This is a genomic window from Pedococcus sp. 2YAF34 (assembly GCF_052114585.1).
In the GTDB taxonomy this organism is placed as follows: domain Bacteria; phylum Actinomycetota; class Actinomycetes; order Actinomycetales; family Dermatophilaceae; genus Pedococcus.
In genome coordinates this window covers 13,653-30,858 of the sequence record NZ_JBFRFA010000030.1, presented here as the reverse complement: position 1 = coordinate 30,858, position 17,206 = coordinate 13,653, and the positions used below count along the sequence as shown (strand labels likewise).

The following is a 17,206-nucleotide window of genomic DNA, read 5'->3' as shown; positions in this document are numbered from 1 at the left end:
GCCTATGCGCCACAATGTGCCGGTGACGCGGACGGCCCTGACCCCCATGACCCCGCTGCAGCAGCTTCGGGCCGGGCGCACGACGCGCCGGGTGCCGCAGCTGTTCGCCGGGCTCGCGCTCTACGGGATCTCGATGGGCATGCTCGTCCGCGCACAGCTCGGGCTGGACCCCTGGGACGTCCTGCACTACGGCATCGCCCGGCACCTGCCGGTGAGCTTCGGGACCGTGACGATCATCGTCGGCGCTGCCGTGCTGCTCCTCTGGGTGCCCCTGCGCCAGCTGCCGGGGTTCGGCACCGTCGCCAACGTCGTGGTCATCGGCGTCGTCACCGACCTCACGCTGGGGCTGCTCGAGCCCCCGAGCGCCCTCGGGTGGCGCGTGGTCCTGCTGGGTGGCGGCATCCTGCTCAACGGCCTGGCCGGGGCGCTCTACATCGGCAGCCAGTTCGGTCCCGGTCCGCGCGACGGGCTCATGACCGGCCTGGCCCGACGCTCCGGCCGCAGCATCCGACTGGTCCGGACGTCGATCGAGGTCACGGTGCTCGTGGTCGGTTTCCTGCTCGGCGGCGTCGTCGGCGTGGGCACGGTGCTGTATGCCGTGCTCATCGGCCCCACGGTGCAGCTGTTCCTGCCACTGTTCACCGTGCCGCTCGAAGCCCCTGCGGGCCGTGAGGCCGCCGCGCCGGTCGAGGCCCGCTGCGAGTAGCCGCCCAGGGCCGCAGGGCCCCGGCGTGGGCCTCGGGCCGCGACCAAGGGCCGTCCTCAGGCCTCCAGGGCGAGGACGAACGGCAGCACGGCGTCGGCCCCGGCCTCACGAAGCGCCTGCGCTGCCACGGTGAGCGTCCACCGGGACGACGCCAGGTCGTCGACGAGGAGCACCGGCCCGCCGACGGAGCCGAGAGCCTGTCGCATCTCGGGGCCGGGAGCCAGCCGGCCCCACACCCCGGCCAGCCGGAACGCGCTGTTGCCGCCCGCCTCTCCCGCCGGCCCGCCGTGCACCAGGTCGAGGGGGCCCAGCCACTGCAGGCGTCCCATCTCGGCCAGTCCCCGGGCCACCGACTCGACGAGCTGGGGGCGGGTGCGCGACGGAATGCTGGCCACGGCCACCGGGCGCTCGGCCCAGGTCCAGTCGCGAAGGATGGGGACACACGCCCGCAGCAGCTCGGCCGGGGCCGGGCCGTCCTGCTCGCGCAGCAGCGTCCGCAGCTGCTGGCCCCAGCCCAGGTCGGTGAGCCGGGCGACGGCGCGCCCCGGCTCCATCGACTCGCCCGGACCTATGCGGCCCTTGAGCGGCACGCCCAGCCGGTCCATGCCGGAAGGCCACTGCGCCCGCGGTTCGAGCTCGACCCCGGCGCGCTCGAGCCGGCCGCGAGCGGTGGTCACGGCCGTGTCCGGCACCTCGGTGGGGAACCACCCACCGGCGCACGAGTCGCAGCGGCCACAGGGCACGGCGGTGTCGTCGTCGAGCGACTCCTGCAGGAAGGCCATGCGGCACTCGCTGGTCTGCTCGTAGCCGAGCATGAGGTCCTGCTCGCGCACTCGCGCGGCGCTGACGCGCTCGTAGCGCTCGGCGTCGTACGTCCACGGCTCACCGGTCGAGGTCCACCCACCGGGGACGCGCTGCACGGCCCCGTCGACGTCGAGCACCTTGAGCAGCAGCTCGAGACGTGTGCGCCGGATGTCGACGACCGCCTCCAGGGCGACGGTCGACAGCGGCTTGGGCGACTGGGCCAGGGCGGTGAGGACCGCGTCGGCCTGCTCCTGGCGCGGCATCGACGCCGAGGCGAAGTAGGACCAGATGTCCTTGTCCTCCGGCCCGGGCAGGAGCAGCACGTCGGCGCGCTCGGTGGCGCGCCCGGCACGGCCGACCTGCTGGTAGTAGGCCACCGGCGACGAAGGTGCCCCGAGGTGCAGGACGAACCCGAGGTCGGGCTTGTCGAACCCCATACCCAGCGCCGAGGTGGCCACCAGCGCCTTGACCTGGTTGTCGCGCAGCATGGCCTCGAGGCGCTCGCGGTCGGCCGGGTCGGTGCGGCCGGTGTAGGCGCGCACCTCGTGACCCGCCTCCCGCAGGGCGACGGCGACGTCCTCAGCCGCCGACACGGTGAGGGTGTAGACGATGCCGCTGCCGGTCAGGCTGTCGAGGTGGGCCAGCAGCCAGGCGAGCCGCTGCTCGGGAGAGGTGAGGCGCATGACGCCGAGCCGCAGGGAGTCCCGGGCCAGGCCACCGCGCAGCGTCAGGACGTCGTGGCCGCCGGCTCCGAGCTGCTCGACCACGTCGGTGACGACGCGGGCGTTGGCCGTGGCGGTGGTCGCCAGCACGGGGGTGTCGGACGGCAGGGTGGTGAGCAGGTCGCGGATGCGGCGGTAGTCGGGGCGGAAGTCGTGACCCCAGTCGGAGACGCAGTGGGCCTCGTCGACCACGAGCAGGCCGCAGCGACGGGCAAGGTCGGGCAGCTGCTCGTCACGGAACCGGGGGTTGTTGAGCCGCTCGGGGCTCACGAGGAGCACGTCGACCTCGTCGGCGGCCAGGGCCGCGGACACGCGTCCCCACTCGTCGGCGTTGGCGGAGTTCATGGTGACGGCCCGGATGCCGGCGCGCTCGGCCGCGGCGACCTGGTCGCGCATGAGGGCCAGCAACGGGGAGACGATGACGGTCGGGCCCGCGCCCTCCTGGCGGCGCAGGGCGGTGGAGACGAAGTAGACCGCCGACTTGCCCCACCCGGTGCGTTGGACCACGAGCACCCGCCGACGCCTGCCGACCAGGGCCTCGACCGCCTCGAGCTGGCCGTCGCGGAAGTCGGCATCGGCCCGACCCACCAGCCGCCGCAGGACGTCGGTGGCCCGGGCGCGCAGCCCGGACCCCGGCTTAGCGCCCTGGTCGTGGACGGGGTCGGCGGTGGTCGTCTCCATGGTGACCACCGTATGCGGCCGCCCCGACACCCCTGACAGGATGGGCGCATGGCAGACCAGCCCCGCGAGCGTTACCGGGTCAACGTGCCGCTCCGCTGGAGCGACATGGACGCCTACGGCCACGTCAACAACGTGCAGTTCCTGCGCCTGCTCGAGGACGCTCGCGTCATTGGGTTCGAGGAGTGGTTCGGGCAGGACCGCTCGGTGCTCTCGGAGGGGATCCTCGTGGCCCGCCACGAGATCGAGTACCTCGCGCCGCTGCTGTTCCGGGTGCCGCCGATCGTCGTCGAGATGTGGGCCACCAAGATCGGTGGTGCCGGCTTCGACCTCGCCTACGAGGTGCGCGACGGCCACGCCGGCGACGACACCGTCTACGCGCGGGCCGAGACGACCCTCGTGCTCTACGACTTCGCGACGTCGACCCCTCGGCGGATGGCGCCCGACCTGCGCGAGATGCTCGAGGCGCGGGCCGGTGAGCCGGTCCCGTTCCGGTGGCGGCGACGCTGATGGAGCTGCGCTTCCCCGACGCCCAGGGGCTGGACGACCTGCGCACGTATGTCTCGCGCGCCAAGGCCGCCGACGACGACGGAGCGGTGCGCCTGCAGGCGAGCGGCACGACGCTCGCGGCATACGTCGGCGTGCTCCCCGGCAGCGGGCTCATGGGCGAGGGCGCGGTGATCGGGCTGCGCGCCATGCCGCTGGCCGAGCCCGCCGAGCTGGACACCACCGTCTCCCTCGCCTCGCTCACCGACCGGCTCGCCCGCGAGGGCGGCACGACGCTGTCGGTGCCGCCGACCACCGTGAGCGTCGGCTGGGCCGCCATGGCGCCGCCGCGCGCCGGATGGGAGCGGGTCGGTGCCCTCACCGCCGAGGAGGTGTATGCCGTCGCGCGCGACGGCATCGCGCAGGTCGCCTCGGGCGCCCCTTCGGACGCCGGCGGCGCCGCCGTGACGGCGCTGCGACGGCACGTGTGGGGACGGCTGACGACCACCACGCCACCGGTGCCGGCGGGAGGTGCGTTCGCGACCTACGCCCTGGGCTTCGCCGCGCCGGGGTCGGAGGTGACGGTGTGGACCCAAGGCCGTTGGACGCGCCTGTCGACACCGGCCGGGCACGTCCTCATCCGGTGACCTGGCGCGCTCAGGTGCTGATGCGGCGCCCGGCGACGACGACGAGCGCCGACACGGCGCTGAGCCCGAGCCACATCGCGACGTAGACCGGCACGTCCTGCCCCGCCCTGGTGTGCATGGCCGCGAAGACGGCGCCTGCCGCAGCGATCCCGAGCACCGAGCCGAGCACGTCGGCGAGCTGCAGCGAGGACGAGGTCGAGCCGTGGTCGGCCGGTGCCGTGAGCAGCAGGGACAGCACCGAGAGGCTGGCGGTGCCCAGACCCATGCCAGTGCCACAGGCGACGAGGGCGACGGCCACGAGGTAGGGGTTCCAGCCGAAGTGGGTCACCGCCACGACGGTGAGCAGGCCGGTGGTGAGCAGCGCGCCGCCCACGGAGACGAGCCGGTGGCGACGTCCCGCCCAGCGGTCGCGACCCTGCACCCACGACCCGGCTGACCAGCCGAGCGAGCCGACCGCGAGGATCGTGCCGGCGGCCCCGAGGGAGAGCCCCCGCTCGTTGACGAGCATCAGCGGGATGTAGGTGATGGTGCCGAAGAACGAGCAGGTGAGCAGGAACCGCGCCACCATCACCGAGGGCAGCCCGCGCCGCATCAGCCAGGTGCCACGGGGCAGCAGCAGGGGAGCCGCGGCCGCGATACCGGCGACGCCGACGACGGCGACCAGGCTCTGCGCCGACCACTCGACCTCGAGGTCGTGGGTGCCCCACTGCAGGGCCCCGGCCGACGCCGCGATGAGCAGCCCCGCCCACGCCGCCCGGGCGTGGGCGCGGTGGTCGCGACCCGACGCCTCGACGCCCTCGTCGGCGGCGTGGATCTGTCCCCGTCGCGCGACGACCGCGACCATCGCGACGACGACCGGCACCACGACCAGCCAGAAGACCCAGCGCCACGAGAAGGTCGTGGTGACCCACGCGGAGATCGGCGGCCCGAGGAGTGAGGGCAGGACCCACGCCGCCGAGATGACGCTGAACACCTTGGGGCGCAACGACTCCGGGTAGGCGCGGCCGATGACGACGTAGCCGGCGACGATGATGAGCCCGGCCCCCAGGCCGGCCACGCCGCGACCGGCGAGGAAGGTCCCGAACCCGGTCGACGAGCCGCACACGCCGCAGCCGACGGCGAACAGCACCTGGCCGAGGTAGAGCGAGGGCAGCGGTCCGGACCGGTCGCACCAGACGCCGGCGAGGACGATGCCGAGCAGCTGCGTGGTGAGCATGACCGAGAACGCCAGCCCGTAGGACCGCACCGCGTCGAGCTCGCGGGCCGCGGCCGGCATGGCGGTCGAGACGGCCATGCCCTCGAAGGCGATGACGGTGATCAGTGCGACGAGCGCGAGCGAGACGAGGGCGTATGCGGGGTCGAACACCCCGCCCCGCGACCCCGCGGCCTTCACGGCGGGGCGGAGGGACGCGGTCACTGCCCCAACGGTACGCCGCGCTCGGCGAGGACGTCGGCCAGCGTGTCGATGCGGTCGGACACGATCCCGTCCACGCCGAGGTCGAACAGCCGGTGCATCTCCTGGGCGTCGTCGATGGTCCAGACGTGTACGTGCTTGCCCATGGCGTGGACGCGTTCGACGAGGGCGGGGGTGACCAGGTCGAGCCGCCGGCCGCCGACCACGTGGCCCGTGGGGACCTGCAGCACCGCGGCGGGGGAGCGCAGCCAGTCGGCCACGAGGCGGGGTGCGAAGCGCAGCACGCCCACCTCGGAGGGCACGGCCGCGGTCGCCACCGCCGGGCCGAGGAGGGCTCGCACGGCTCGCAGCCTGCCCCGTGAGAACGAGCCGATGCAGACGCGGTCGAAGGCGTCGTGCGCCCGGACGACCGCCGCCAGCGGCTCGATCGCCCCTGCTGCCTTCACGTCGATGTTGACCCGCGCGTCGGGCAGCTCCTCGAGCAGGTCGGACAGCAGCGGGATCGCTTCGCTGCCACCCACGCGGGCGGCGCGCACGGCGGCGTACGGGAGGTCGGCGATGCGCCCCCGCTGGTCGGTGACGCGGTCGAGGACGTGGTCGTGGAAGGCCACGACCCGGCCGTCGCGGGTCGCGTGGACGTCGGTCTCGAGGTAGCGGTAGCCGAGGTCCACGGCGTGGCGGAAGGCGGCCAGGGTGTTCTCCAGCCGCAGGTTCGCCTCGACCTTGGCGCCTCCGCGGTGCGCCAGCCCGATCGGGGTCGGCGCGTCGAAGTACGCGAAGTCGGCGGCTCTCACCGGCCCAGTCTGCCCCGACCCGCCCAGCGCGGGCGGATCGGGGCAGGTGGCTCAGATGGAGGCCCAGACGGTCGTGTCGGTGGGGAGCGAGCCGTCAGCGGCAAGCGGGCCGGACGCGACCAGCACGGTGGCGCCCTCGGGCAGGGCCACTGTGGAGGAGCCGAGGTTGGTGAGCACGAGCGTGTCGCCCTCGCCGGCGCCGGTGTTGACCAGCGCCACCACCTCGTCGCCGTAGCCGTCCAGCACCTGGAGGCCGCCGGTGCCGAGCGAGCGCTCGCGGCGGGTCGCCAGCAGCGTCCGGTAGAGCTCGAGGGTCGAGCCCTCCACGCCGTCCTGCTGGTCGACGGCGTACTCGCCGTACACCGCGGGCTGGGGCAGCCAGGTCGCGTCGGTGGGCCCGAAGCCGAAGGACGGGGCGTCCTTCTCCCACGGGATCGGCACCCGGCACCCGTCGCGGCCGATCTCCTCGCCCTGCGTGCGGATGAACGTGGGGTCCTGGCGGAACTCGGCCGGCATGTCGGTCGACTCGGGCAGGCCCAGCTCCTCGGCCTGGTAGATGTACGCGCCACCGGGCAGCGCCAGCATCAGGGCCGAGGCGGCACGGGCCCGGCGGAGCCCCAGCTCGCGGTCGGGCTGCGGGTCGTCGGCGCTGATGCCGTTGGGCTGGCGCTCGTCGACGGGCAGGCCGAGCCGCGACGCGTGGCGGACGACGTCGTGGTTGGACAGCACCCACGTGCTGGGGGCGCCGACCGAGTCGGCTGCGGACAGCGACGACTCGATGACCGCGCGCAGGTCCTGCGCGTCCCACTTCGCCTTGAGGAAGTCGAAGTTGAACGCCTGGTGCATCTCGTCCTGGCGGACGTAGCGGACTGCACGCTCCTGCGGACGGACCCACGCCTCGGCGCACAGGATGCGGTCGGGCTCGCCGTAGCTGTCGAGCACCTTGCGCCAGCGGCGGTAGACCTCGTGCACGCCGTCCTGGTCCCACATGGGCGGGACCGGGGCGCCGGGCTTGAGCTCGCCGTCGAGGATGTGCAGCTCGGCGTCGTAGTCGGGCAGCGCCGGCTCCTTGACGAGGCCGTGGGCCACGTCGACCCGGAAGCCGTCGATGCCGCGGTCGAGCCAGAAGCGCAGGATCGACTCGAACTCGTCGCCGACCTCGGGGTTGTCCCAGTTGAGGTCGGGCTGCTTGGTGTCGAACAGGTGCAGGTACCACTGGCCGGGGGTGCCGTCGGCCTCGGTGACGCGGGTCCAGCCGTTGCCGCCGAAGACCGAGTGCCAGTCGTTCGGCGGGAGCTCGCCGTGCTCGCCGTTGCCGTCGCGGAAGATGTAGCGGTCGCGCTCGGGACTGCCGGGCGCCGCCGCCAGCGCCTCCTTGAACCACGCGTGCTCGTCGCTGGTGTGGTTGGGGACGAGGTCGACGATCACCTTGAGCCCGAGCTCGTGCGCCTTGGCCACCATGGCGTCGGCGTCGGCCAGGGAGCCGAAGAGCGGGTCGATGTCGCGGTAGTCGGCGACGTCGTAGCCGGCGTCGGCCTGGGGCGAGGTGTAGAAGGGGCTGAACCAGACGGCGTCGACACCCAGCGCCTTGAGGTAGGGCAGGCGCGCGGTCACGCCGGGCAGGTCGCCGATGCCGTCGCCGTCGCCGTCGGCCCAGGAGCGGGGGTAGATCTGGTAGATCACCGCGTGGCGCCACCAGGCGGCGTCGGGGGAGTCGGCGGGGTGGACGAGGTGCGCGGAGCCGGTCGGGCTCACCGTCGTGGAGAGGGTTTCAGTCACGGGCAACCATGGTGGGGCATGAGCCCCCTCGGCACGAAACCGGTATTGCGTCGTCTCACTCCTCGTCGAGGGAGTTGACCAGGCTGTGCGCTGCCCGTTCGAGGTAGTCGCGCAGCAGCAGGTCGTTCGCGGACGCCAGGTCGAGGGTGTCCACGGCCGTCATCATGTGCCGCAGCCAGCGGTCGCGCTGGGCCGGGGTCACCTTGAACGGGTGGTGCCGCATCCTCAGCCGCGGGTGGCCGCGCTGCTCGGAGTAGGTGGTCGGCCCGCCCCAGTACTGCTCGAGGAACAGCCGCAGGCGGTCCTCGGCCGGGCCGAGGTCCTGCTCGGGGTAGAGCGCGCGCAACGCCGGGTCGTCGGCCACGCCCCGGTAGAACTCGTGCACGAGCTTGCGGAAGGTCTCGTGACCGCCGACCTGGTCGTAGAAGCTGCCGAACTGTCCCGAGGCCGTCACCGGGCACCGCCCGCCGGGCCGAAGGGCGTCATGACCGGCACCTTGACGCCGTGGCTGTCGAACGCGACCTTGACCCGCTCACGGATCTCGCGCGAGACGCCGTACTGCTGCTCCGGGGCCGTCTTGGCGATCACCCGGATGGTGACGACGCTGCCGGTGATGGACTCCACGCCGACCACGTTCGGCTCCTCGAGCAGGGCGGCCTGCCAGTCGGGGGACTGGTCCATCTCGTGCACGACAGAGCGGATCAGCGGGATGACCTTCTCGAGGTTCTCCTCGTAGGAGACGGGGAGGTCGACGATGGCGGTCGACCAGCCCTGGCTCTTGTTGCCGATCCGGACGATCTCGCCGTTGCGGATGTACCAGACCACACCGCTGCCGTCGCGGAGTCGTGTGACGCGGAGGCTGACCTCCTCGACGGTGCCGACGGCCTCGCCCGTGTCGATGACGTCGCCGACGCCGTACTGGTCCTCGAGGATCATGAAGATCCCCGAGAGGAAGTCCTTGACCAGGCTCTGCGCACCGAAGCCGAGGGCGACGCCGCCGACCCCGGCCGTCGCCAGCAGCGGCGCGAGGTTGATGCCGACGATCCCCAGCACCGTGAGCACCACGATCAGGCCCACGACGAACGTGACCGTGCTGCGCAGCAGCGACCCCATGGTCAGGGTGCGCTGACGGTGCCGTTCACGGTCGATGCCCGCGGCTGCCGCGAGGGCGTTGCCGGCCCGGCCGACCCGGCCGGGCTCACGGGCCCGGCGCGCGTCCGACTTGGCCAGCGTCAGCCGGACGACCCGCCCGATCGAGCGCAGCATCAGCCAGCGCAGCACGATCCCGAGGATGACCGTGACGACGACCCTGAGGGGGGCTCCGAGGAACCAGTCCCAGACCCCCTCGGGCGTCAGCTTGGTCAGAGTGCTGAGGAACGACTCAGGCATCGGCATCCCGGGCCTGGGCGCGCAGGGCGCGGGCGATGCCGTCCCGGTTCTCGGCGACCAGGCGCACCAGCCCTGCCGGGGCGTCGGTGTGGGCGTCGAGCCAGCCCTGCGACGCGTCGAGCAGCTGCTGGTCGGCGATCAGGGTGGGGTAGTAGGTCACCAGGATCGACTCGGCGATGGCGTGCGTCCGCGACTCCCAGATGTCGAGCAGGGCCTCGTGGTAGCGCTCGACGTAGGGCCGCAGCAGCTCGGGGTCGTTGGCCTGGGTGAAGCCGAGGCCGGTCGCCTCGACCACCGAGTTGGGCAGTGACGTGTCCTCGACACCGTCGTGCCACGCGGCCGCCTTGGCCTCCGCGGTCGGCATGGCGGCGAGGGCCCGAGCCGCCCGCTCCCGGCCGGTCGCGGTGTTGTCGCGCTCGCGCTCGGCGTCGACCTCGGCCTGCGTGGCGTCGCCTGCCGCGGCCAGCGCCGTGAGCAGGGTCCAGCGCATCTCGGTGTCGACAGCCAGGCCCTCGAGCGTGGTCGTGCCCTCGAACAGCCCGCGCAGGTACGCCGCGTCGTCGCCGCCGCGCTGCACCGACGCGTACGCGGTGAGCAGCTGGAGCTGTGCGTCGCTGCCGGGCTCGGCCGCCTCGGCGAGGCGGCGCAGGCCGGCGGTCACCGTGGCGAGGGTCTCGTCCCGGTGCTGGGGTGCGACGTAGAGGTGCGCCGCGGACGAGAGCTGCGCCAGCACGGTACGGAGCATCGTGGAGTTGGTCTCGCCGGGTAGGGATGCCAGCACCAGGTCGACGAAGTCGCGCGCCGACATCTCCGCGTCGCGGGTCATGTCCCAGGCCGCGCCGAGCACCAGGGCGCGGGGCAGGCTGTCCTGGAAGCCGCGCGGGTGCGCCAGGGCCGTGGCGAGCGAGCGCGCGTCGAGGCGGATCTTGGCGTAGGCCAGGTCCTCGTCGTTGACGAGCAGCAGGTCCGGCACGGGGCGCCCGACCAGCTCGGTGACGGTGGTCTGCGCGCCGTCGACGTCGAGCTCGAGGCGGTCGGTGCGCACGAGCACCGGGCCGTCCGCGCCCTCCTCCACCGAGTAGAGGCCGACCGCGAGGCGGTGGGGACGCAGGGTGGGGTGCTCGGCCGGGCTGGTCTGCTCGATGACCGCGGAGCTGATGAGCCCCTGGTCGTCGGTCTCGACCACCGGGCGCAGCGTGTTGACCCCAGCCGTCTCCAGCCAGAGCTTGGACCACGTGCCGAGGTCACGGCCCGAGGTCTGCTCGAGCTCGCCGAGCAGGTCCTGCAGGGTGGTGTTGCCCCACGCGTGCTTGGCGAAGTAGGCGCGCAGGCCGGCGACGAACGGCTCACGGCCGACGTAGGCGACGAGCTGCTTGAGGACGGAGGCGCCCTTGGCGTAGGTGATGCCGTCGAAGTTGACCTCGACGTCCTCGAGGTCGCGAATCGGTGCGACGATCGGGTGGGTCGAGGAGAGCTGGTCCTGGCGGTAGGCCCACGCCTTCTCGCTGATGCCGAAGGTCGTCCAGGCCGACTCCCACTCGGTGGCCTCGGACTGGCACGTGGTCGACGCCCACTCGGCGAACGACTCGTTGAGCCACAGGTCGTTCCACCACTTCATGGTGACGAGGTCGCCGAACCACATGTGCGCCAGCTCGTGCAGCAGCGTCAGGGCGCGGCGCTCGATGATCGCCTCGGTGACCTTGGCCCGGAACACGTAGGTCTCGTTGACCGTGACGGCCCCGGCGTTCTCCATCGCACCCATGTTGTACTCGGGCGTGAAGAGGGTGTCGTACTTCTCGAACGGGTACTCGCAGTCGAACTCGTTCTCGAAGAACGCGAATCCCCGCTTGGTGCAGTCGAACACGTTGTCGGCGTCGAGGTGCTCGAGCATCGACCTGCGGCAGAAGATGCCGAGCGGCACGGTGCCGCGGCGGGTCTGCACCTCGTCGCGCACGACCGCGTAGGGGCCGGCGACGAGCGCGGTGATGTAGCAGGACATGCGCTGCGTGGTGGGGAACGCCCACGTCGCCACGCCGTCCCGCACCGGCGTCGGCTCGGGGGTCGGGGCGTTGGAGACGACCTCCCAGTGCGCGGGGGCGGTGATGGTGAAGGCGTAGGTGGCCTTGAGGTCGGGCTGCTCGAAGACCGCGAACATGCGGCGGCAGTCGGCGACCTCGAACTGGGAGTACAGGTAGACCTCGTCGTCGACGGGGTCGACGAAACGGTGCAGACCCTCGCCGGTGTTCATGTAGGCAGCCGTCGCGTCGACCGTCAGGGTGTTGTGCTCGGCGAGCCGGGGGAGCGTCACCCGCACGCCGTCGAAGTGGGTCGCCGGGTCGAGCGCCTCACCGTTGAGCGTGATCGCCTCCACCGAGGGGGCGATGAGGTCGACGAAGGTCTGGCCACCCTCCTGGCCCGTGAACGTCACGGTCGTGGTCGTGCGGAACGTCGTGTCCGACGTCGTGAGGTCGAGCACGACGTCGTAGTGGTCGACGGCCACGAGGGCAGCGCGGGTGAGCGCCTCGTCGCGGGTCAGGTTCTTGCCAGGCAACAGACTGCTCCTGTAGGTGCGAGTGTGCAGGGGAGGGCGCCATCCTCGCACGGCCGACCGGTCGGTCGAGGACCCCTTTACCGCCGGTTGACCGGCAATGGCAGGATTGTTCGGGTGAGTGCCACCGACACGACTGCGCCCCGTACCTCCGCCGAGTTCTGGTTCGACCCCCTGTGCCCGTGGGCCTGGATGACCTCGCGCTGGATGATGGAGGTCGAGAAGGTCCGCCCCGTCGACGTGACCTGGTCGGTCATGAGCCTGGCCGTGCTCAACGAGGGCCGTGACCTGCCCGAGGAGTACCGCGCGATGATGGACCGCGCGTGGGGCCCGGTCCGCGTCATTCTGGCGGCCAAGGAGGAGTACGGCGACAAGGTCGTCAAGCCCCTCTACGACGCGATGGGCACCCGCATCCACCTCGGCGGCGAGAAGGACTACGCCAAGGTCATCGTCCCGGCGCTGGAGGAGGTGGGCCTGCCGCTCGAGCTGGCGGAGTTCGCCGACACCGACGAGCACGACGACCGGCTGCGGGCCAGCCACCAGCGCGGCATCGACCTCGTCGGTGACGACGTGGGCACCCCGGTCGTGGCGGTCGAGGGGGTCGCGTTCTTCGGGCCCGTGGTGAGCCCCGCACCCAAGGGCGAGGCGGCGGCGAAGCTGTGGGACGGTTGCGTCCTCGTGGCCGGCACCCCCGGCTTCTTCGAGCTCAAGCGCAGCCGCACCGTCGGCCCCATCTTCGACTGACCCGACCGGAGACCCATCATGCGAGTCCACATCGGTGGCGACCACGCGGCCTACGACCTGCTCGGTGAGCTGGTCACGTTCCTGGAGTCCGAAGGGCACGAGGTGACCAACCACGGGCCCCACGACTTCGACGCCGAGGACGACTACCCCGTCTTCGTGCTGCGCGCCGCCGAGGCCGTCGCCGCGGACCCCGGCTCGCGGGGCGTCGTGCTCGGAGGGTCGGGCAACGGCGAGCAGATGGCAGCCAACAAGGTCAAGGGCATCCGCGCCGCCCTCTGCTACAACGAGGAGCTCGCCCAGCTTGCGCGCGAGCACAACAACGCCCAGGTCATCTCCATCGGCGGCCGCATGAACACCGTCGAGGAGGCCAAGGAGATGGTGCGCGTGTTCCTCGGCACCGCCTTCTCCGAGGCGCCCCGCCACGTGCGGCGCATCGACATGGTCAGTGCCTACGAGCACGACGGCGCGCTGCCGCCCCTGTCCTGATCGCTGCATTCACCGGTGGGGTGCGTGACCGCCCCGCTAGGCTGCCGGGGCAGGACTGGTCTGGGGGCCGGTCCAGCCCATGACCATGTTGGGTGCCCCTGTACCCCGGACCAGGCCGAAGGATCTCGCACACGTGGACGAAGGCAGGACGGTCCTCGCGCGTCGCTCCGTCCTCACGCGCCTCCAACGGGGACGTACGCGCCTCAACCGGTGGAACACCGGCCTGACGGTCGTCGCCCTCGTGGTCGCCAACCTGTTGCTCTGCTGGGCCCAGGCGGTTGAGGTCCCCTTCTTCCCGTTCTCGGTGTACCTGCCCGTGGCGGTCCTCGCCGGCCTGTTCCTCCCGCCGAAGTGGCTGGCCCTGGTCGACACCACGATCCTGCTCACGGGCATGTTCACCGTCCTGGGGCGCGGGAACGGGTCCGCCAACTACTGGGGCGCCTACGCCGTGCTGATCTCGGTGATGGTCATCATGTTCTGGGTCGCGGCGTCCCGCGCGAGGCTCGGGGTCCAGGGCAACCTCGGCGAGACGATGCTCGTGGACCTGCGCGACCGCCTGCGCACCCAGGGTGAGCTCCCCGAGCTGCCGCCGAGCTGGGGCGCCGAGCTGTCGGTGCTCTCGGCCTACGGCGACTCGTTCTCCGGCGACTTCCTGGTGACCAGTCGCGACGACGACGTCCTCGAGCTGGCGCTGGTCGACGTCTCGGGCAAGGGGATCGCCGCCGGCACGCGCTCGCTGCTGCTCTCGGGCGCGTTCGGTGGCCTGCTGGGCTCGCTGCCCTACGACCAGTTCCTCGACGCCGCCAACGGCTACCTCCTGCGCCAGCAGTGGGACGAGGGCTTCGCCAGCGCGGCGCACGCGATGATCGACCTGTCGACGGGGGAGTACAGCCTCGCCTCGGCCGGCCACCCGCCGCCGGTCAAGTTCTCGGCCGGCTCGGGTCGCTGGCAGGTGCTCGAGGGCGACGAGGGCCCGGTGCTCGGCGTCGCCGAGTCGGTCACGTTCCCGAGGATCACCGGACGGCTGGGCCGTGGTGACGCGCTGCTGCTCTACACCGACGGCGTCATCGAGGTGCGCAACCGCGACCTGCGCGACGGCATCGACCGCATGCTCGGGACGGCCGAGCGCATGATCGGGCGCGGGTTCGAGGGCATGGCGGCCAAGATGTGCGCCGCCGCCCGGGCCGGCGAGACCGACGACCGCGCTGCCGTCCTCGTCTGGCGCCGCTGACGCCTGCCGGTCCTGGAGGCCACGCCTCAGGCGGCGGCGCTCTCGCGCGGCCTGCTGCGACGGCTGATGTCGGCGCACTCGAGGCAGACCGACTCGGGGATGACCCCGAGCCGCATGAGCCAGCCGAAGGCGATGCAGCCGACGCAGACCCCGGCGAGCGACTCCAGGGCGGGGAACACCACCATGACGACGCCGATGACGACCACGGGCAGCGTCGCACCGGCCAGCCACAGCGCGCTGGCGGCGACCGTCAGGACCGCCCCGATGGCCGCGGCGAACCGCTTCGGCGGCCCGGCGGTGTACCGGGGAGCGGCGTCGACCCGGGGGCGGACCCAGCGACCCACCAGCTGGGCGACCGGGCTCGCCGACGGTCCCCACCCGGCGCGCAGCACGAAGTCGGCGGCGAGCACGGCGTAGAGCCACCACTGCTGGGTGGCGAGGGCCACGACCCCGACGACGAGGACGACGCCGGCGATGAGGCGCACAGCGACCTCGTCGACGATGTTGGGGAACCGGGAGATGCGCATGGATCCATTATGGGACACATAAGCTGCCGTTATCTCCGGCGTCCCGCCCCTCGGGCGTGAGCCCAGCCGCCGGGCGCCGCGGCGTTGGGGGTGGTTGGCTCGTGCGGGACCCAAGGCGGAGGGTGCTTACGCTGAACCACGGACTACCGGCTGAGGAACGGGTGCACCTAGCTCGGCAACGCCACGAATCACGAATACACCGTCTCCAAGTGGAGGCTAATCGGCATCCAAATTGCGCTGAATGTCTGTAGGGTCGCGCCATGGTGACGGGTGGCGAGGCGGCGGCGGCAAAGGCAGCGATGGCGGCTGGGAGGCAGGTGCTGGGTGAGGATGCCTCCGTCAAAAAGCAGCTAGCTGAACTGGCGAAGGACTCGCCGAATATGAAGCGCGCTGCCGAGAGTTACGCCAAGCGGATTGCGATCAAGCAGGATCTGCTGCTCAAGTTGTACGAGCCTCTCGCCAAGTGGACGGGGGTCGCCCAACAATATTTCGAGACCGACTTTGCAGAAGATATGGCTGTAAGGGTCGCTGACATTCCCGATGAAGCCATTGTGGCACCGCGCACCTCGGTGGCCGTTCCCGCGATGCAGGGCTTGGCGTATTCACTCGATGAGCCCGACCTGAAATCGATGTACCTCAACCTGCTTGCCGCCGCGAGTGATGCACGCAAGCCTGACGCCGCGCATCCCTCGTTTGCCGAAATCATTAAGCAACTGTCGGCTCCAGAGGCGTCGCACCTGACGTCCATACTCGATCTGGGCCAAGTGCCGATCGTGAGGTTTAGGCGAGTTGATAACAGCGTCGAGCACCCGGGTGACCGTTACGTACAGGTGCATGTTGTCGATCTTCGGAGCCGGTCCGAGTCTGCCGAGCCTGTTGAACTGTCCCAATATGCCGCATGGGTTGACAACTGGGTGCGCCTGGGTCTGGTTGATGTCGACTACGAGAGGTATTTCACCGACCCCGGCCAATACGCCTGGGTCGAAGGCCGTCCGGAGTTGAAAAGGCTACAGGAGCAACATGTGGCGGCGGGTGTGACGATCGAGTTCGACCGAGGTGTATGCAGGGTGACGGACTTCGGCCTGACCTTCGCGGCGGCCGTGCGGTGAGCAGAGTCCGCAGGCCAGCGCAGCGGCGACTTCACTTGAACCAGCAACACAATTCGTCGGTGAGTCCAGGGGTGGGCGTCGTCCCAAAGTTGCGGTCGTTGGCGGTGGGGATCCGGTCAAGGGCGCGCAGCGGCGGAGCGAACCCTTGACGGGCGGAGGAGTCGCCAGAGACTGGCGCAGCGGGACGGCGACCGCCAATGGTGACTGAACGGCTGAGGTGACAACGGTGTAGTCCGCGGGGTCTGATGTGCCTGCGGCGCCTCTGACCGGGGGCGAACAACACCTAACTCAAACGATGGCCAGCCCAGGCCGCTAGGCAAGCAGGAACGCCAAAGCGGGCTCCGCGAGACTTGCAGGGTGACGGGATCACGACCCGCCAGGCTCGACCGCACGAGCCGGGGTTGCCCTGATACACACACTCACTTGCACCGGTCGAGCCAGAGGCTCCCGGTACTTTCCGTGTCTGGGGGCTCCGCCTTCGTGTCGTGGAGTCAGGGTGTCATCGTCATCAGTTCGGATTCCGGCCACCTTTTCGGGGTGGTCGCTGAGGTTGTGTGCTGCTGCCGGGGAGGCTGGCGGTTGTTTCGTGTCGGCGCGGCATTAACGTCACGGTGGTCGCGGTGGTGGTCCGGCGGCTGATCCGGAGCGGGCCCGGGATGATGGGGGCGTCGGGCACGTGGTCGGTTGCGGAGGCACTGCGCGGCGAACCGGTTGAACCGGTTGGGAACGTTGACATATCGCGGCGCGGGGGAGCACGACCCGCGGCAGGTGCGGGCTGATGTGGGGGTGTTCTTTCGGCGGTTGCGTGCAGGACTGGATGACGGGCCGGCGCGATACTGAGGCCGCACCTTGCCGCTGTGCGCGGACACGTCATCGTCCACGAACTCGGCCACGACCGGCCAGCCTCGCCGCTCGGTCTCAGCCCGGCAGTCCTGCAACCGACGCCTAACCCCCAGCGCCTCACCGGTGCGGTCCTGGCTGACGCGCGCGTAGATCGCTGCTGCCCTCTGCATGGGGGCTGACTAGCGATCACTGGGGACTGCGACTTTGCTCCACTGTCTGGTCACATCGCTGAAACGGAGGTGCGGTTGTGTGACCAGACAGGAGTGGTCAGGTTGTGGGTGCTGGGTCGGCGGCCGAAC

The 17,206-nt window shown here is 71.3% G+C and carries 16 protein-coding genes; 7 read left to right on the top strand and 9 right to left on the bottom strand.

Translation table 11 applies throughout. The features are described from left to right. Positions 1-4: 4 nt before the first annotated feature. A complete protein-coding gene (gene yczE / locus AB4Z02_RS14580; RefSeq protein ID WP_056884768.1) occupies positions 5-706 on the top strand; it encodes a membrane protein YczE in 702 nt (233 codons plus the stop codon). A gap of 56 nt (positions 707-762) precedes the next feature. Here yczE and AB4Z02_RS14575 read toward each other — a convergent pair whose 3' ends face one another. Next, entirely contained in the window at positions 763-2,913 is a 2,151-nt protein-coding gene (locus AB4Z02_RS14575) for a RecQ family ATP-dependent DNA helicase (protein WP_156400047.1), read from the bottom strand. A gap of 48 nt (positions 2,914-2,961) precedes the next feature. Between AB4Z02_RS14575 and AB4Z02_RS14570 the strand changes: the two genes are divergently transcribed. Continuing rightward, the gene (locus tag AB4Z02_RS14570) at positions 2,962-3,420 is read left to right on the top strand and encodes an acyl-CoA thioesterase (RefSeq protein WP_056884767.1); all 459 of its coding nucleotides are present in this window, start codon (positions 2,962-2,964) and stop codon (positions 3,418-3,420) included. Further along, a complete protein-coding gene (locus AB4Z02_RS14565) occupies positions 3,405-4,043 on the top strand; it encodes a hypothetical protein (protein WP_441971797.1) in 639 nt (212 codons plus the stop codon). The genes AB4Z02_RS14570 and AB4Z02_RS14565 overlap by 16 nt, the downstream gene beginning before the upstream one ends. Positions 4,044-4,053: 10 nt before the next feature. Here the strand turns inward: AB4Z02_RS14565 and AB4Z02_RS14560 are convergent, their stop codons facing one another. Genes AB4Z02_RS14560 through pepN form a run of 6 tightly spaced genes read right to left on the bottom strand, consistent with a single transcriptional unit; the run spans position 4,054 to position 11,970 of the window. Continuing rightward, positions 4,054-5,460: an MFS transporter gene (locus tag AB4Z02_RS14560; RefSeq protein ID WP_441971795.1), complete on the bottom strand. Its 1,407-nt coding sequence runs from the start codon at positions 5,458-5,460 to the stop codon at positions 4,054-4,056. Beyond that, a complete protein-coding gene (locus AB4Z02_RS14555) occupies positions 5,457-6,251 on the bottom strand; it encodes a glycerophosphodiester phosphodiesterase (protein WP_441971793.1) in 795 nt (264 codons plus the stop codon). The genes AB4Z02_RS14560 and AB4Z02_RS14555 overlap by 4 nt, the downstream gene beginning before the upstream one ends. Positions 6,252-6,302: 51 nt before the next feature. Next, entirely contained in the window at positions 6,303-8,030 is a 1,728-nt protein-coding gene (locus AB4Z02_RS14550) for a glycoside hydrolase family 13 protein (RefSeq protein ID WP_441971791.1), read from the bottom strand. Positions 8,031-8,085: 55 nt separating this feature from the next. Continuing rightward, positions 8,086-8,484, bottom strand: a complete 399-nt coding sequence (locus AB4Z02_RS14545; RefSeq protein WP_441971789.1) for a globin — start codon at positions 8,482-8,484, stop codon at positions 8,086-8,088. Further along, on the bottom strand, positions 8,481-9,419 hold the full coding sequence (locus AB4Z02_RS14540; protein ID WP_056884851.1) for a mechanosensitive ion channel family protein: 939 nt from the start codon (positions 9,417-9,419) through the stop codon (positions 8,481-8,483). Before AB4Z02_RS14540 ends, AB4Z02_RS14545 begins: the two co-directional genes overlap by 4 nt. Beyond that, positions 9,412-11,970 carry an aminopeptidase N gene (gene pepN / locus AB4Z02_RS14535; RefSeq protein WP_441971788.1) on the bottom strand — a complete coding sequence of 853 codons (2,559 nt, stop codon included), beginning with the start codon at positions 11,968-11,970 and terminating at the stop codon, positions 9,412-9,414. The genes AB4Z02_RS14540 and pepN overlap by 8 nt, the downstream gene beginning before the upstream one ends. 114 nt (positions 11,971-12,084) lie before the next feature. Between pepN and AB4Z02_RS14530 the strand changes: the two genes are divergently transcribed. From AB4Z02_RS14530 to AB4Z02_RS14520, 3 genes are all read left to right on the top strand, one after another. After that, the gene (locus tag AB4Z02_RS14530) at positions 12,085-12,711 is read left to right on the top strand and encodes a mycothiol-dependent nitroreductase Rv2466c family protein (RefSeq protein WP_056884762.1); all 627 of its coding nucleotides are present in this window, start codon (positions 12,085-12,087) and stop codon (positions 12,709-12,711) included. Between the two features lie 18 nt (positions 12,712-12,729). Then, positions 12,730-13,197 carry a ribose-5-phosphate isomerase gene (locus tag AB4Z02_RS14525; protein ID WP_056884761.1) on the top strand — a complete coding sequence of 156 codons (468 nt, stop codon included), beginning with the start codon at positions 12,730-12,732 and terminating at the stop codon, positions 13,195-13,197. Positions 13,198-13,330: 133 nt separating this feature from the next. Further along, positions 13,331-14,428, top strand: coding sequence for a PP2C family protein-serine/threonine phosphatase (locus AB4Z02_RS14520; protein WP_056884760.1), 1,098 nt, complete (start codon positions 13,331-13,333; stop codon positions 14,426-14,428). 26 nt (positions 14,429-14,454) lie between these two features. Here the strand turns inward: AB4Z02_RS14520 and AB4Z02_RS14515 are convergent, their stop codons facing one another. Next, positions 14,455-14,955 (bottom strand): DUF4395 domain-containing protein, encoded by a 501-nt coding sequence (locus AB4Z02_RS14515; protein ID WP_441971786.1) that lies wholly within the window; start codon positions 14,953-14,955, stop codon positions 14,455-14,457. 260 nt (positions 14,956-15,215) lie between these two features. Between AB4Z02_RS14515 and AB4Z02_RS14510 the strand changes: the two genes are divergently transcribed. Then, positions 15,216-16,064, top strand: coding sequence for a DUF4393 domain-containing protein (locus AB4Z02_RS14510; protein ID WP_441971784.1), 849 nt, complete (start codon positions 15,216-15,218; stop codon positions 16,062-16,064). 491 nt (positions 16,065-16,555) lie between these two features. On the opposite strand, the gene AB4Z02_RS14505 is transcribed toward AB4Z02_RS14510, so the two are convergent. Then, a complete protein-coding gene (locus AB4Z02_RS14505; RefSeq protein WP_441971782.1) occupies positions 16,556-17,077 on the bottom strand; it encodes a recombinase family protein in 522 nt (173 codons plus the stop codon). Between the last annotated feature and the right edge of the window lie 129 nt (positions 17,078-17,206).